Origin of the sequence: Rhizobium sp. 9140, assembly GCF_900067135.1 — a bacterium.
In the GTDB taxonomy this organism is placed as follows: domain Bacteria; phylum Pseudomonadota; class Alphaproteobacteria; order Rhizobiales; family Rhizobiaceae; genus Ferranicluibacter.
Window position 1 is genome coordinate 985704 of record NZ_FJUR01000001.1, and the last position, 14085, is coordinate 999788.

General features: G+C 63.0%; 15 protein-coding genes and 1 tRNA gene. 9 read left to right on the forward strand and 7 right to left on the reverse strand.

The features are described from left to right. Positions 1 to 114 precede the first annotated feature (114 nt). The 4 genes from GA0004734_RS04515 to GA0004734_RS26270 are packed head-to-tail and all read left to right on the forward strand — an operon-like array spanning position 115 to position 3333. Positions 115 to 1281 carry an ABC transporter permease gene (locus GA0004734_RS04515; RefSeq protein WP_092931553.1) on the forward strand — a complete coding sequence of 389 codons (1167 nt, stop codon included), beginning with the start codon at positions 115 to 117 and terminating at the stop codon, positions 1279 to 1281. Next, on the forward strand, positions 1278 to 2216 hold the full coding sequence (locus GA0004734_RS04520; protein ID WP_092931555.1) for an ABC transporter ATP-binding protein: 939 nt from the start codon (positions 1278 to 1280) through the stop codon (positions 2214 to 2216). The genes GA0004734_RS04515 and GA0004734_RS04520 overlap by 4 nt, the downstream gene beginning before the upstream one ends. Next, the gene (locus GA0004734_RS04525; RefSeq protein ID WP_092931557.1) at positions 2213 to 3001 is read left to right on the forward strand and encodes an ABC transporter permease; all 789 of its coding nucleotides are present in this window, start codon (positions 2213 to 2215) and stop codon (positions 2999 to 3001) included. The genes GA0004734_RS04520 and GA0004734_RS04525 overlap by 4 nt, the downstream gene beginning before the upstream one ends. A gap of 56 nt (positions 3002 to 3057) precedes the next feature. Next, positions 3058 to 3333, forward strand: coding sequence for a hypothetical protein (locus GA0004734_RS26270; protein WP_092931559.1), 276 nt, complete (start codon positions 3058 to 3060; stop codon positions 3331 to 3333). A 76-nt stretch (positions 3334 to 3409) separates the two neighbouring features. Here GA0004734_RS26270 and GA0004734_RS04535 read toward each other — a convergent pair whose 3' ends face one another. From GA0004734_RS04535 to GA0004734_RS04555, 5 genes are all read right to left on the reverse strand, one after another. Continuing rightward, the gene (locus GA0004734_RS04535) at positions 3410 to 4141 is read right to left on the reverse strand and encodes a TfuA-like protein (RefSeq protein ID WP_092931561.1); all 732 of its coding nucleotides are present in this window, start codon (positions 4139 to 4141) and stop codon (positions 3410 to 3412) included. Positions 4142 to 4151: 10 nt separating this feature from the next. After that, positions 4152 to 5321 (reverse strand): YcaO-like family protein, encoded by a 1170-nt coding sequence (locus tag GA0004734_RS04540; protein ID WP_092931563.1) that lies wholly within the window; start codon positions 5319 to 5321, stop codon positions 4152 to 4154. A gap of 5 nt (positions 5322 to 5326) precedes the next feature. Beyond that, entirely contained in the window at positions 5327 to 5530 is a 204-nt protein-coding gene (locus GA0004734_RS04545; protein ID WP_092931565.1) for a hypothetical protein, read from the reverse strand. Positions 5531 to 5629: 99 nt separating this feature from the next. Further along, on the reverse strand, positions 5630 to 7477 hold the full coding sequence (locus tag GA0004734_RS04550) for a hypothetical protein (RefSeq protein ID WP_139056231.1): 1848 nt from the start codon (positions 7475 to 7477) through the stop codon (positions 5630 to 5632). A 38-nt stretch (positions 7478 to 7515) separates the two neighbouring features. Next, positions 7516 to 7965, reverse strand: coding sequence for a helix-turn-helix domain-containing protein (locus GA0004734_RS04555; RefSeq protein ID WP_092931569.1), 450 nt, complete (start codon positions 7963 to 7965; stop codon positions 7516 to 7518). A 786-nt stretch (positions 7966 to 8751) separates the two neighbouring features. Between GA0004734_RS04555 and GA0004734_RS04565 the strand changes: the two genes are divergently transcribed. Next, positions 8752 to 8943: a hypothetical protein gene (locus GA0004734_RS04565; RefSeq protein ID WP_092931573.1), complete on the forward strand. Its 192-nt coding sequence runs from the start codon at positions 8752 to 8754 to the stop codon at positions 8941 to 8943. Positions 8944 to 9009: 66 nt separating this feature from the next. Continuing rightward, positions 9010 to 9783, forward strand: a complete 774-nt coding sequence (gene xth, locus GA0004734_RS04570; RefSeq protein WP_092931575.1) for an exodeoxyribonuclease III — start codon at positions 9010 to 9012, stop codon at positions 9781 to 9783. 51 nt (positions 9784 to 9834) lie between these two features. Here the strand turns inward: xth and GA0004734_RS04575 are convergent. Then, positions 9835 to 9910 (reverse strand) — tRNA-Ala (locus GA0004734_RS04575). A 216-nt stretch (positions 9911 to 10126) separates the two neighbouring features. Continuing rightward, complete coding sequence (locus GA0004734_RS04580; RefSeq protein WP_092931577.1) at positions 10127 to 10519, reverse strand: TIGR02300 family protein; 393 nt, start codon at positions 10517 to 10519, stop codon at positions 10127 to 10129. A 219-nt stretch (positions 10520 to 10738) separates the two neighbouring features. Between GA0004734_RS04580 and GA0004734_RS04585 the strand changes: the two genes are divergently transcribed. From GA0004734_RS04585 to rpsA, 3 genes are all read left to right on the forward strand, one after another. Continuing rightward, positions 10739 to 11563, forward strand: coding sequence for a hypothetical protein (locus tag GA0004734_RS04585; protein ID WP_092931579.1), 825 nt, complete (start codon positions 10739 to 10741; stop codon positions 11561 to 11563). Next, positions 11560 to 12192 carry a (d)CMP kinase gene (gene cmk, locus GA0004734_RS04590; RefSeq protein ID WP_092931581.1) on the forward strand — a complete coding sequence of 211 codons (633 nt, stop codon included), beginning with the start codon at positions 11560 to 11562 and terminating at the stop codon, positions 12190 to 12192. Before GA0004734_RS04585 ends, cmk begins: the two co-directional genes overlap by 4 nt. 137 nt (positions 12193 to 12329) lie before the next feature. After that, positions 12330 to 14036, forward strand: coding sequence for a 30S ribosomal protein S1 (rpsA, locus tag GA0004734_RS04595; protein ID WP_092931583.1), 1707 nt, complete (start codon positions 12330 to 12332; stop codon positions 14034 to 14036). Positions 14037 to 14085: the final 49 nt, after the last annotated feature.

The following is a 14085-nucleotide window of genomic DNA, read 5'->3' on the forward strand; positions in this document are numbered from 1 at the left end:
GAGCGCATCGATCTCGGACGACGCCCTTGCGATGCAGCCGGTACCAGAATGAAAAGTCCCGGCGTCCGAGCCACTTGCGGCACCGGGCAATCCTTCCGAAACGTCAGGAGAGGCATGCGCATCCGCTTCGACAAGCTCGGCGTCCTGATCGCCATCCTCCTTGGCCTCGGTGCGTTCCTTGCGCCGTTCGCGACGTTCCGCGCCAACCGGATCGTCCCCGGCAGCCCGCGCTCCATCCTCGAATCCCTGCCGCCCGTGTGGGGAACGGCTCTCATGATCGCCCTCGGCGTGGCGGCTGTGCTCGCCATCCTCAAGACATCGGCGGCAGTCAGGCTCGCTGTCGCCGCTCTCGGCCTGCTCGCGCTGATGCTGCTCATCGGCACGGCGGGAAGCGTCCTGACGCCGGAAGGCAATACCTATGCGCGGGTGTCTCCGGCATCCGGTTTCTGGACACTGCTCTTCGCCTTTCTGCTGCTTGCGGCCGATGCCATCACGCGCATGAAGCCGAAGCCCGCGGTCCGGGTGCTCCTGCTGGGCGTGACGCTCGGTGTGCTCGCCGCCATCCTCGCTTCCGGTCGGTGGGACGCGCTGTCGCTCCTCAAGGAATATTCCGGCCGGGCGGATGTCTTCTGGAACGAAGCGGCCAAGCATGTAACGCTCGCCATCGGCTCGCTCGTTGCCGCGGTCGTCGTCGGCCTGCCGCTCGGCATCCTCTGTCACCGGGTGCGGCCGCTGCGGGCCGGGGTGCTGAACGTCCTCAATCTCATCCAGACGATCCCTTCCATCGCGCTGTTCGGCATCCTGATCGCGCCGCTCGGCTGGATCGCGGTCAACGTTCCCGGTGCCTATGCGATCGGCGTGCGCGGCATCGGCGCGGCACCTGCCTTCGTGGCGTTGTTTCTCTATTCGCTGCTGCCCGTCGTCGCCAACACGGTGGTGGGCCTTGCGGGCGTGCCGCGCGAGGCGAACGAGGCGGCGCGCGGCATCGGCATGACGGGCGCACAGCGCCTGCTGCGGGTCGAATTTCCGCTGGCCCTGCCGGTCATTCTCACTGGCATCCGCATCGTCCTCGTGCAGAATATCGGCCTTGCGACCATCGCGGCGCTGATCGGCGGCGGGGGCTTCGGCGTCTTCGTCTTCCAGGGCATTGGCCAGACCGCCATGGATCTTGTGCTGCTTGGCGCGGTGCCGACGGTGCTTCTGGCCTTTTCCGCCGCCATCATCCTCGATGCCCTCATCGATATCAACGCGCCGCTCAACCGCGCAGGCAGGACCGCATGATCGAGATCGACGGCATCACCAAGCGATATGGCGACAACACCGTCGTCAACAATGTCACGATGACCATCAACCCGCGCACCGTCACCGTGATCGTCGGCACGTCCGGCTCCGGCAAGACGACGTTGCTGCGCATGATCAACCGTCTCGTCGAGCCGACCTCGGGCACGATCCGCCTTGATGGCGAGGACAACCGCTCCGTTCCCGGTTTCGAGCTGCGCCGCCGCATCGGCTATGCCATCCAGGGCCATGGCCTGTTCCCGCATCGCACGGTGGCCGAAAACATCGCGACGGTGCCCGTGTTGCTCGGCTGGGACACAGTGCGCATCAAGGCCAAGGTGGCGGAGTTGCTGGCGCTGTTCCAGCTCGATCCGGATACCTTTGCAGATCGCTTTCCGCATGAACTCTCAGGCGGACAGCAGCAACGTGTCGGCGTGGCGCGTGCGCTCGCGGCAGAGCCGAACGTGCTCCTCATGGACGAGCCTTTCGGCGCGCTCGATCCGATCATCCGCGCCAAGGCGCAGGAGGATCTGCTGGCGATCCAGCGGCTGCTCGGCACGACCATCATCCTCGTGACGCACGACATGGAGGAGGCGTTCCACCTCGCAGACCGTATTGCCGTCATGGACAAGGGCGAACTCGTCCAGTACGGCCCGCCGGCCGAGCTGGTCGAGCGCCCCGCGACCGATTTTGTCGAGACCCTGATCGGCGCCACGGAGCGTCCGTTCCGCATGCTGTCGATCGACACAGTGGGCGCCGCTGCCGAACCCGGAGATGCGCAGGGCGCTGCTATCGCCGCAGCGACGACCCAGCGCGATGCGCTTGCCGAACTTCTGTGGAGCGGCCGGGATGCCGCACCGATTACAGGCGCCGACGGTCAGCCGATCGGCCGGATCACGCTCGATGGGCTGGTCCGGCGTGCTGCGAGGCGCCGATGACGGTTTCTCCCACGACGGCCGACCGTGCAGCGGCGCGTCCGCGGGCAAGAGCATGGATACCGCTCGCACTGCGGGCATTGCTGCTCGGCACGCTTCTTACCTTCCTCATTGCGCCCTCGATCTTCGAGCCGATCCTGAAGCCGCTGGTGCAGGACAATGCGCCGGCCATCTACAATCAGGGCAGTCTCTTCAACCTGACGCTGCTGCACTTGCGCATTGTCGCCATCGCCACGACAGCGGCTATTCTGGTTGCGGTCACCCTCGCCATTCTTGTGACGCGGCCGTTCGGAGCAGAATTTCTCGCTTTGTCGCGCAGCCTCGTCAATGTCGGGCAGACCTTTCCCCCGGTCGCGGTGCTCGCGCTTTCGGTGCCCGCCCTCGGCTTCGGGGAGAAGCCGACACTGGTGGCGCTCTTTCTCTATGGTTTGCTGCCGATTTTCGAGAACACCCTGACGGCACTGACCACTTTGCCGCCAGCCGTGATGGAGGCCGCGCGGGGCGCGGGTATGACGGATAGACAGCGCCTGTTCCGGGTGGAGCTTCCGCTGGCAGCACCCGTTATTCTCGCCGGGATCCGACTGTCGATCACCGTCAGTCTCGCTACGGCGACGATCGGCTCGACCGTTGCAGCGCGGACCCTTGGCGAGGTCATCATCGCCGGCCTCCAGTCCAACAACCTCGCCTTCATCCTGCAAGGCGGCCTCATCGTCGGCGCGCTCGCCGTGCTCATCTACGACGGTCTCTCGGCGCTGGAAGCCCGCCTGCGCCGCCGCGCCGGCCTCTGACCTGGCCAGACAAGTCCGTTCTTAACCGGACAAAGACGAAGCCATAGTGGGAATTAATGCGCGCGGAGCCTCTGCAGGCTCGAATCGGGGAAGGTGAGACCATCGAAGGTGCTGTCGCCTTCCTGAAGTACGGAGCGCAAAGCGAGATCGAGGCAAAGCACCGCATCTTCCATATTGAGATCGATCGCATTCTGCCGGGCGAACAGGATCAGTCGGGCGAGGGCCCGGACTTCCTGAGGGTCTCGCTCTGCGTGAGCGACGTCGATATGTTTCGCGTGGGGATTGCTGAGTGTCATGTTCCAAGCCGTTCCGTTGTCCCGGAAGAACTGTAGCGACTGACGCAGGAAAACGCGCGTGACACAGCCGTGACATGCAAAGCGTGACCTGTCACAAGCCCGTGAAAGTTCTTCAAGACATTAGACGTTTCGCATTTTCGCGGTTCATGAGGTCCCGCCAGAGCGTCGTCTCCTGGAAAACCCAGTCGGGCTTTTCGCGCGACCGTCCGACGTCATGCGCTTTCATGGCGGCGATGAGTAGCAGGGCGTCATCACGCTTCCTGTTGTGCGCACAGGCCTTCAGTTCGGCTTCGAGCCGCTTGCGAAGCGTCATGTCCTGCAGCGTGACGCGATCCGCGATGGTCGCCCAAGTCCGGTCCTTGAAATGCAGCTGCCGTGCCGCCGCCTCGATCCGGTTGCAGATGTTCGGTGTAAGCCCGGCCGGTAGATCGGGCAGCTGCAGCGTGGCGAGAATATTGACCAGGGGTTCGGTGAGGCTCACCCACCCCAGCTCCGCGGGCGCGTGAAGCTGCGCCACATCGGCATCGTCCACCAGCGTGCCATCGGCATAGGCCTGCGCAATGGTGCCGACGCCGACCATTCCGAAGGCACGACACTCCGCAGCCCGGAGCGCACCCATGCTGGCCGCACCGAAGACCGCGACGCCCTCGGACAATGCGTAGAGGATCTCCTTGTGCCAGACCGGCGCCGTATATTCGAACCCGCCATCGACCAGACCGATCGCGGCGGCGCCATCGCGCACGGCGCGATAGAGATCGCCCTGGATCGCCGGCGGTCGGATGTCGAGGCCGGGCGCGACCCGCGCGGCATCCGGCAGCGTCGGCCCGATGAACAGAACCTTCATGCTCGCCTCATCATTGTGTCAGTGCCTGGCGGAGCGCGCGCGTCCCGTATCGCTGCCTCCGCTTCCCCTCGGGATTTTCGAGCGCGGGTGCGAGAACCTTGACGACGGCAAAGGGAAGGTCGGGGCGGGAGAGCCGCACCGCGATCATCGGGCCGGCCCGCCGCGCATGGAGATGATCGAGCAGGGTCTCGGGCGTGCACGCAGGCCGGTCGGGAACCTCCCGTGTGCCGGGCGCCGCCATCATGGCTTGTCGGGTGCTGTCGGCCAAGGGTCGGTCGTAGTCGGCGGGAAACACGTCGTCCCGCGCACCGCTGATATAGGTCAGGCGCGACTGGGCGCTTTCCGTCATGGCGCGGAGGGCTGCCTGCCGGGGCAGGGGGTGCGCGCCGCATCCAAACGTCACGTCCACATGCCGCAGCCGCCCCGAGAAGGACGTTCGGAAAGGGCCGAGGAACGCGGAAAAGCAGGGAATGTCGAGGTCGCCGGTCACGTCGAACAGACGCAGCGTCAGCCCCGCATCCGCGATTCGGCGTTCCAGCTCGTGGATGGCCGGGCAGTCGAAACCGGCAGGGTCCACGCAGGTCGCCTGTCGCGCCATCAGGGGGCGCAACTGCCAGAGCGCATGTGCATCGCGCTCCACGCGCTCCATCAGCCCATGAAGGATCGCCTCCTCCACCGTGTTGCCGGAGGCAAGCCCGTCGGAGGATTGCCAGTAGCGACTGTCCCGGATCGTCCGGTCGAGGACAACGGCCTGCCAGGGCACGAAGATCGTCTCCCCGCTGACAAGATCCTGTCCCGCGACCCAGTCCGTCTCCTCGTCTGCCGAAAGCGGATCATGGCCGGATGCCACCAATCCCGCCAGCGCATGAAAAGCCTGTCCGCGACGCGTCAGGTCCGCCATGCTCGTTTTGAGCACCGCAACAGCGGGATCGCAGGCCACCGCACGTTCCAGCGCTTCCATGACGGCGGATGTCCGTGCATCCGCATCCGTCGCACCCTTGCCCTGCGCCACGACGATGGATTTGGCATTGGGCGTGTAGGCGCACCAGACGGGAATGCCGATGCGGTCGAGCGAGGTATGCCGCGCCACCCGCGTGATGCCGAAATCGGCAAGGAAAGGTGAAACGCGGTCGAAGGTCTCGGCCGCGGTGCACTGTCTGGCGAAGCTTTGAAGGCGCAATGGCGTCAGTCGAAGAGGCCTGAGAAGGCCTTGTCGGCCGGATCGAGCGCGACGGCGAAGTCCACGCCGCGGATGAATGGCGCGCTGGACGAGCGCAGTTCGCCCGCTCGACCGTCCGTGTCCTCAAGCGGCTTTACAGTGCCCGCCTCGACATCGGCGACATAGAGCTGGCTATCCCCGGGAAAGCCGAAAACGACAGTTTTGGACATGCGATTTCCTTCGTGGCGAGAATGAAAAGACAACCGGCTGCGGCCTGAGGTTGAGTGCGGCAGCGACGGTCCCGGCAGGATCGACAGGCGATTCTGCCGTTAATATCCTGCCCTTGAAAGACCTTCACGGTAAAGCTCTTTCTGCCAGGTTTCGCGTATCGGTAGAACCGACAGCCAACGATCGAGGTCGAAATGCGGGTTGGCTTCGCGGTCCTTGCGCCGGTATCGCCGCGCCGTTGCGATGTCTCCGAGCATGGCGAAGGCGGCCGCTCTCAGGCGGTCGGCAGATGACTGGTGGGCCATTCTGCCGATATAATCGATGGCATCCTGATAATGGCCGACGAAGTAGCTCGCACCCGCCGCACTCCAGAAGTAATCGTCCGGGCTCAGCGGATTGAGCTCGATCGCCCGCTTTATCTTGCGCAGGCCCTCGTCTGGCCGCGAGGCATGAACGAGCGAGTCGGCATAGCTGTAGATCGCATCCGCGTAATGCGGGCTCAGGGCTTCCGCGCGCGCCAGGGCCTCGAGGCTCTCGTCGAGGTCGCCGAGATAGAGCTTGGCAACGCCGAGTTCCTTGTAGCCGGCAGCACTTTCGGGATCCTGCTCGATGGCGAGCCGGGCATGATCCTCTGCCTTGTGGAGAAGGCCCTTGTCGCCGCGCGCCGTCAGGACCCACTCCAGCGAATAGGTGCGCGCGAGCCCGACAAAGCTTGGTGCAAAGTCCCGCCGATACTGAAGCGCCTCGCGAAAGCCGCGGCGTGCACCGCGAATAGAGGGCAGGGAGAGATCCTTCGTCTGGCGGGCACCAGAGAGATAGGCGCGATAGGCATCGGGGTGATGTTCGTATTCGACCAGGGGATTCTGATTGCGCTGCAGTTCCGTCGCGATGCTGTCCGCGATGATCGTGGCGATCACCTTGCGGTGCGAGGAAAAGGGAACGTCGAGGTCGAAGCGCTGCGCCCAGATGACCCGATCGAGCGGAACGAAGATGATCTGGACCATCAGGCCTTCCGCACAGAGTGTCGTATCCACGAGATAGGAGACGGCATGTGTTTCCAGCATGGCGATCTTGTCGTTGCTTTCCTGGATCCGCTTGGCGGTGTGGGGCGCGACGATCGAGATGTTGCGCAGGGTGCAGAGGCTGATGGCGATGTCGTCGATCAGGGCGGCGACCGTCCCGGTGAGTGTCCGCGATGCGCCGGCTCGCAAGGCTGGCGGCAAGAGCGCCAGTCTCGGCAGCGATGCCGTCACCGTCAGCGCGCGTTGCACGCGCGGCACGACCTGGGCGTAGACGGGCAGGCGCGTGTCCGATGGTGTGCTTGCAGGCGTGATCGTTGCTCTTAGGGTCGGCGTCGAGGCCTGCCCGTCGGCGGTCGAGAGCATCGCCTGCCGTGCCGAGGGCGCATTATCTTCGAGAAGGGCTCGCACCGGCTCGTCATGCACATTGCGCTCGAGGAGCAGAAAGGCTGCTTCCCGCATCGCCGCGGTATCCGGCCTGGCAGAGGCCTCGCCAGGCAGGGAAAGCAGCCGCTCGCGCAGGACGTGATACTGCGTATCGATCTGCAGATCGGCCCAGCGGCGCAGGGGGCCGTCCGGCAGCTTGCCGCCGAGGAAGCGTTCCCGAAACAGCGCGAGCATGGTTTCGAGCGACGTGTCGTCTCGCCGGAAACAGGCAGCGTCGATGGCCAGGCGCTGTCCGTCGTCACCCAGCGTGATGGATGCGTCGTCGATATCGAGAATCACGCTGCGATAGGCAAGCTGCGCCTTGCGGATGCGCGAGACCATCTTGCGCAGGTTGATGTGCTGCGCCTCGCGGCCGGCTTCCGGCCAGAGTAGGGCCGAGGCTTCGTCCCGTCGCAGGACGGGACGGTCTCCCAGGCGCAGCATGCAAACGAGCAACAAGGCCTTCTGCGGAAAGGCGAGGTCTTCGCCGCACGCCGTTTTCAAGGCCAGGTTGCCGAAGGTCTGCAGCCGCAGCGGTGACATCAGGAGGCGTTGGCGGAAGCCTGCGCGGCGGGAGCATCCGCGGGCTGCCGGGCGGCAGCCTCTTCGCCCTGCGCCAGCGACGTCACGAGGGCAACGACCGTCTTGCGGATGTCGGGGCTCTTGATGGAGGAGAACGCCTTGTTGAGCGAAAGGCCCTCGCGCGTGGACAGAAACGCATTGACCGCGTCGAAATCCGCGGCCTCCGGCCGGGTCTGGTCGCTCGGATTGTCCTGAAAGAAGTAGCTGATCGGCACGCTCAGAATATCGGCGGCGGCCTGCAGCCGGCTCGCGCCCATCCGGTTCACGCCCTTCTCATACTTCTGGATCTGCTGGAAGGTAATGCCCAGCCGGTCGCCCAGCGCAGTCTGGCTCATCCCGAGGATAAGCCGGCGCGCACGAACACGACCTCCGACGTAAATATCGATCGCATGGGGGGCCTTCGCGTTCATAGTCGCTCCTGCAGAAATACCGGCTGAATTCTCGTTTGCGCGAGAATGTATGATTTTTCAGAAAGAGCAATGAGTTTCCCACAGGGTTGCGGCTGCGCGCTCACGGCACTTCTGGTTAGCAAGCGATAACGTTTTCCGCCCGGGTCCGCTACTCTTTTTGGCACGCAAGCAGATCGTCATGTTCGAGGATTGACACGTGCCATTGTCTCGAATGTCGAAAGCTTGGCGATATGCAGGCCCCGCCAACGCTGCACCGAGGGCACATAGATCCTTAGATCTGGGACCTTTATATGTGGAGGTACGAGAGCTGCTTTGGAAACGATGAAGATTTGGTCAATATCTTCGGCAGATTTCGAGTGATATGCTCATGCTGCATAGCTGCACTGCAATATCACGACTTTCGGATCTTCCGCTTTCGCGTATGATCTCCTCATCGAAGCACGCACCTCCTCCCGCGTTCTTCGAGTTTCAGGGCTCCGATCCTCCTCCCCGGACCCCTGTAGGAATAGCGGCACTCCTCCTCCCAGCCGCTGTTCGGTTCTTTTGGAAAGCCTGCCGCACCTCCTCCCGCGGCAGGCTTTTCAGTTTCTGGAGGAGACTTTCCAAGTCCCCATCTGATCCCTCTTCGTCCTGCACCGTTTGTCTGCATGGCCCAAGCGCGCTGGTCTGGCACCACCCCACTCTTGATGCGTAGCCATGCGATGCGCGTCCCGTGGCAGAGCCCTAGACGCATCCTTTTGATGGATCTTGCGTTATCCCGGTATCGTTCGCCAAGAGGAAAAGACCATGTCAAAGCGGGAATTGATCGATACGGGTAAGGACAAGCGCTATGTCCGCCGCGACGAGGAAGGCCGTTTCGAGGAAAGTGTCGATGTCAGCCGCTCGCTGTCTGCCGACGCACGCCATGATGCGAAGACGACGGCGAAGCCTGGAGAGGGTGACAAGGGCGACCGGCATGGCGGCCGACATGGCGACTGACGCTTCGGACTCGATGGCCTACCTTCTTATGGGCAGGCCGCATCGGCTCGGGAGCGGAGGCAGTACATGCGGGTTGCGACCTACAACGTTAACGGTATCAACGGCCGGCTCGACATCCTTCTACGCTGGCTGAAGGAGAGCCGTCCAGACATTGTATGCTTGCAAGAACTAAAAGCCCCACAGGCCAGATTTCCCAAGAAGGCTCTGGAAAAAGCAGGCTATGGCGCCGTCTGGCATGGCCAGAAAGCGTGGAATGGTGTCGCCATTCTTGCGCGCGATGCCGTGCCCGTTCTTACACGGCGCGGCATTCCCGATCGCACGGATGAGGACGAGAGCCGTTACATCGAAGCCATCGCCGGTGGTGTGATCGTCGGTTGCCTCTATGCACCGAACGGCAATCCGTATCCCGGACCAAAATTCACCCGAAAGCTGGATTGGTTTAAGTCACTAACGCACTATGGCGAAACGCTTCTGGAGTTCGGCATGCCGGCCGCACTTATCGGCGACTTCAACGTCATGCCCACGGATCGCGACGTCTACAACCCCGCCCGCTGGCAGGACGACGCGCTCTTCCGCCCCGAGGTCCGTAAAGCCTATCGCGACCTCGTTGAAACCGGCTGGACAGATGCCGTCCGCGCGCTGCACCCCGACGAGCAGATCTTCACCTTCTGGAAATATCTCCGCAACGCCTTCGCCCGCGATGCCGGCCTGCGCATCGACCATTGCCTCCTCAGCCCCGATCTCGCACCCCACCTCACCGCCTGCGGCGTCGACCGTCACGTTCGGGGATGGGCCAAGACCAGCGACCACGCGCCGGTCTGGATCGAGCTTTCGCTATGAGGGCACGGTGAAGCGCTGAAGAGTGTCAGGATATTCGTATCTGAGAAGATTTGGTGGAGCTAAGCGGGATCGAACCGCTGACCTCTTGCATGCCATGCAAGCGCTCTCCCAGCTGAGCTATAGCCCCATAAAGGGTCCGGCAAGGCCGGTTCCGGGTACCGCCGGGCGCTTCGTGCCGGGCAGGTGCGGCTTATTACTTCCGCTTCCCGGAGATGGCAAGCCATAAAATTGGTGGCATCGATATTTTGTTGAAATCCCGACGAAAAAGCTCTGTCGCGGGCCAAAAGAAAGGCCTGCCTCTCATGGGAAAGGCAGGCCTCGAAACATTCGAAGATGAAGATGATCAGACTTCGTCGTCGTCGTCGTTGACGCCGATCAGGTCGGACAGGCCGTCATTGTCGTCGTCTTCGTCTTCCTCGAGGAAGGTGTCGTCGTCGTCATTGTCGATCTCGACTTCGTCATCGCCCAGATCCGGGATGTCGTCGCCGTTCGCACCCTCGTCGGCCTCTTCCAGGGAGACGAGTTCGACTTCCGGGTTCTCGGTGTCGACTTCGGCGACGTCCTCTTCCTCGGCCGCAGCCTTTTCCATGACCTTGGCGACGGATGTCTCCTCGAAGAAGGAGAGCGGGTAGGACTTGCCGGTGTACGGAGACACGATCGGGTCCTTGTTCAGGTCATAGAACTTGCGTCCCGTTTCCGGGTCGATGCGCTTGGTTCCGAGTTCCGCTTTTGCCACTGTCGATGCCTCTTGAACGGCCGGACGAACCGGCGTCAGCCGGAATGCCGGCGGTAAACCTAAGATGAATTAGCCGGTCCCCTTAATCGTAAGGGCGGAAACTGTCAAAGCCAAAACGTGAATGGTGACGGTTTCCATGCGCGAGAAGGGGTTGTAAGGCGGTGTCGGACGGCGGACTGCCCGCCGGGCGACGCAAGGTATCATAACGACGGAATCACGATGATCTTCCTCTGGCGCTTCCTGCTGGTTCTTGTCCTCACCGCCCTGACGCAGATTGGAGGCCTTGCCTATCTCGTCTCGCTGGGGCTGGCGCGTCTTGCCGGGTGGCGCAAGGGCGTGGCGACCTTCTCTGTGTTTCTTGTCGTCTATGCCGGAGCGACAGTCCTCACCCAATCTGTCGCGCCGGTCTTCGGACGGGTGCCATTGTCCTGCGGGCAGGTGGATATGCCGCTGGCAGTCCGGTCGCCGCTCTTTTGCGCGCTCAACCGCAACTACGTGACGCCGACCATGAAAACGGCTGCGCTCGCCCTCGCGCGCCACATGGAGGCGACCTATCCCGGTACCTTAACGCTGGCGCTCGATGCGAACTTTCCGTTTCTCAGCGGCTTCCCGCTTTTGCCGCACCTCTCGCACAATGACGGCAGGAAACTCGATGTGGCCTTCTACTACAGGACGTCGGGCGGCGAACCGCTCAACGGCGTCACGCGCTCGCCGCTCGGCTATTTCGCGTTCGAACAGCCGCAGCCCGGCGACGTGCTTCCCTGCGCCGGGCGGCACGACCTGTTGAGCTTCCGCTGGGATCTCGATGTGCTGCAGCCAATGTTCAAGCGTCTGCCGCTCGACGAGGCCCGAACCGCTGCCGCCGTTTCCTGGCTTTCGACGCGTGGGCAGGATCTCGGTGTGGAAAAGATCTTTATTGAGCCCCATCTTGCCAGGATGCTCGGCGTGGAGAACGAGATCGTCCGGTTTCAGGGATGCCGCGCAGCGCGTCACGACGACCATATTCATTTTCAGGTGAGCCCCCACATTTCAGGTGAAGCATGACATTCATTATTGCCATCGACGGACCGGCTGCGGCGGGCAAGGGCACGCTTTCGCGCCGGATCGCCGAAACCTATGGGTTTCACCATCTGGATACCGGACTGACCTACCGTGCGACCGCCAAGGCGCTGCTTGATGCCGCTCTGCCGCTGGATAACGAAGCTGTCGCCGAGGCCATGGCGTTCAAGGTCGATCTTGCCGGGCTCGACCGTTCTGTGCTTGCAGCGCACGAGATCGGCGAAGCCGCGTCAAAGATCGCGGTGATGCCGGCGGTCCGGCGGGCGCTGGTCGAGGCGCAGAGGGCATTTTCGGGCCGTAACCCCGGCGCGGTGCTCGACGGGCGCGATATCGGCACGGTCGTCTGCCCGCAGGCGCAGGTGAAACTCTTCGTCACGGCGTCGCCCGACGTGCGCGCGCGCCGCCGGTTCGACGAAATGACGGGGCACGGCGTGCCGGCCGATTATCTCGCCGTCCTCGCCGACATCATCAAGCGCGACGAGCGCGATATGGGCCGCGCCGACAGCCCCTTGCGCCCCGCCGAAGACGCGCACTTGATCGATACCTCGGAAATGGGTATAGAGGCGGCGTTTTCAGCGGCGAAGTCAGTGGTCGACGCCGCGTTAGCGCACTAGCAGTCCGAACCGACCGTCCCCGCGCCGGAATTGTTCCCGATACGATGCCCTATGGGGCAATCGGGAGCGGAGGGTCATCGGATATGATCAACGCAAACCCCCGGCGCCCGTGCCAGCTGGCACGACCAGGAGTATTCATGTCTGAAGCACAACCCACCCGCGACGATTTCGCAGCGTTGCTGCAGGAATCCTTCGCCCAGCAGGATCTGGCCGAAGGCTACGTCACAAAGGGTGTGATCACGGCCATCGAGAAGGACGTCGCCATTGTCGACGTCGGTCTCAAGGTCGAAGGCCGCGTCGCCCTGAAGGAATTCGGCGCGAAGGCCAAGGACGGCACGCTGAAGGTCGGCGATGAAGTCGAAGTCTATGTCGAGCGCATCGAAAACGCTCTGGGCGAAGCCGTTCTGTCGCGCGAGAAGGCTCGCCGCGAAGAAAGCTGGATGCGTCTGGAAGTGAAGTTCGAAGCCGGCGAACGCGTCGAAGGCGTCATCTTCAACCAGGTCAAGGGCGGTTTCACCGTCGATCTGGACGGTGCCGTTGCCTTCCTGCCGCGCAGCCAGGTCGATATCCGCCCGATCCGCGACGTTACCCCGCTGATGCACAACCCGCAGCCCTTCGAAATCCTCAAGATGGACAAGCGCCGCGGCAACATCGTGGTTTCGCGTCGTACGGTTCTGGAAGAGTCCCGTGCCGAGCAGCGTTCTGAAATCGTTCAGAACCTCGAAGAAGGCCAGGTTGTTGACGGCGTCGTCAAGAACATCACCGATTACGGTGCGTTCGTTGACCTCGGCGGCATCGATGGTCTGCTGCACGTGACGGACATGGCATGGCGCCGCGTCAACCATCCGTCCGAGATCCTGAACATCGGCCAGCAGGTCAAGGTTCAGATCATCCGCATCAACCAGGAAACCCACCGTATCTCGCTCGGCATGAAGCAGCTCGAGAGCGATCCTTGGGATGGCATCGGTGCGAAGTACCCGGTCGGCAAGAAGATCTCCGGTACCGTCACCAACATCACCGACTACGGTGCATTCGTCGAGCTGGAGCCGGGCATCGAAGGCCTGATCCACATCTCGGAAATGTCCTGGACCAAGAAGAACGTCCATCCCGGCAAGATCCTGTCCACGACGCAGGAAGTCGACGTTGTCGTTCTCGAAGTCGATCCGACCAAGCGCCGCATTTCGCTCGGCCTCAAGCAGACGCTCGAGAACCCGTGGCAGGCTTTTGCGCACAGCCATCCGGCTGGCACGGAAGTTGAAGGCGAAGTCAAGAACAAAACCGAATTCGGCCTGTTCATCGGCCTCGACGGCGACGTCGACGGCATGGTGCACCTGTCGGATCTCGACTGGAACCGTCCGGGCGAGCAGGTCATCGAGGAATACAACAAGGGCGATATGGTCAAGGCCGTCGTTCTCGATGTGGACGTCGACAAGGAGCGCATCTCGCTCGGCATCAAGCAGCTCGGCAAGGATGCGGTCGGCGAAGCCGCCACGTCCGGCGAACTGCGCAAGAACGCCGTCGTTTCGTGCGAAGTCATTGCCGTCAACGACGGTGGCCTCGAAGTTCGTCTCGTCAACCACGAGGACATCACCTCGTTCATCCGTCGTGCCGACCTGTCGCGCGACCGTGACGAGCAGCGTCCCGAGCGTTTCTCGGTCGGCCAGACCGTAGACGCCCGCGTCACGAACTTCTCCAAGAAGGACCGCAAGGTCATGCTTTCGATCAAGGCGCTGGAAATCGCCGAAGAGAAGGAAGCCGTCGCACAGTTCGGTTCGTCCGACAGCGGTGCGTCGCTCGGCGACATCCTGGGCGCAGCCCTCAAGAACCGTGGCGGCAACGAGTAATCATTGCCCGGTTCGACAGTCGGTCGAACATGGTTTGAAACAGAAAAGC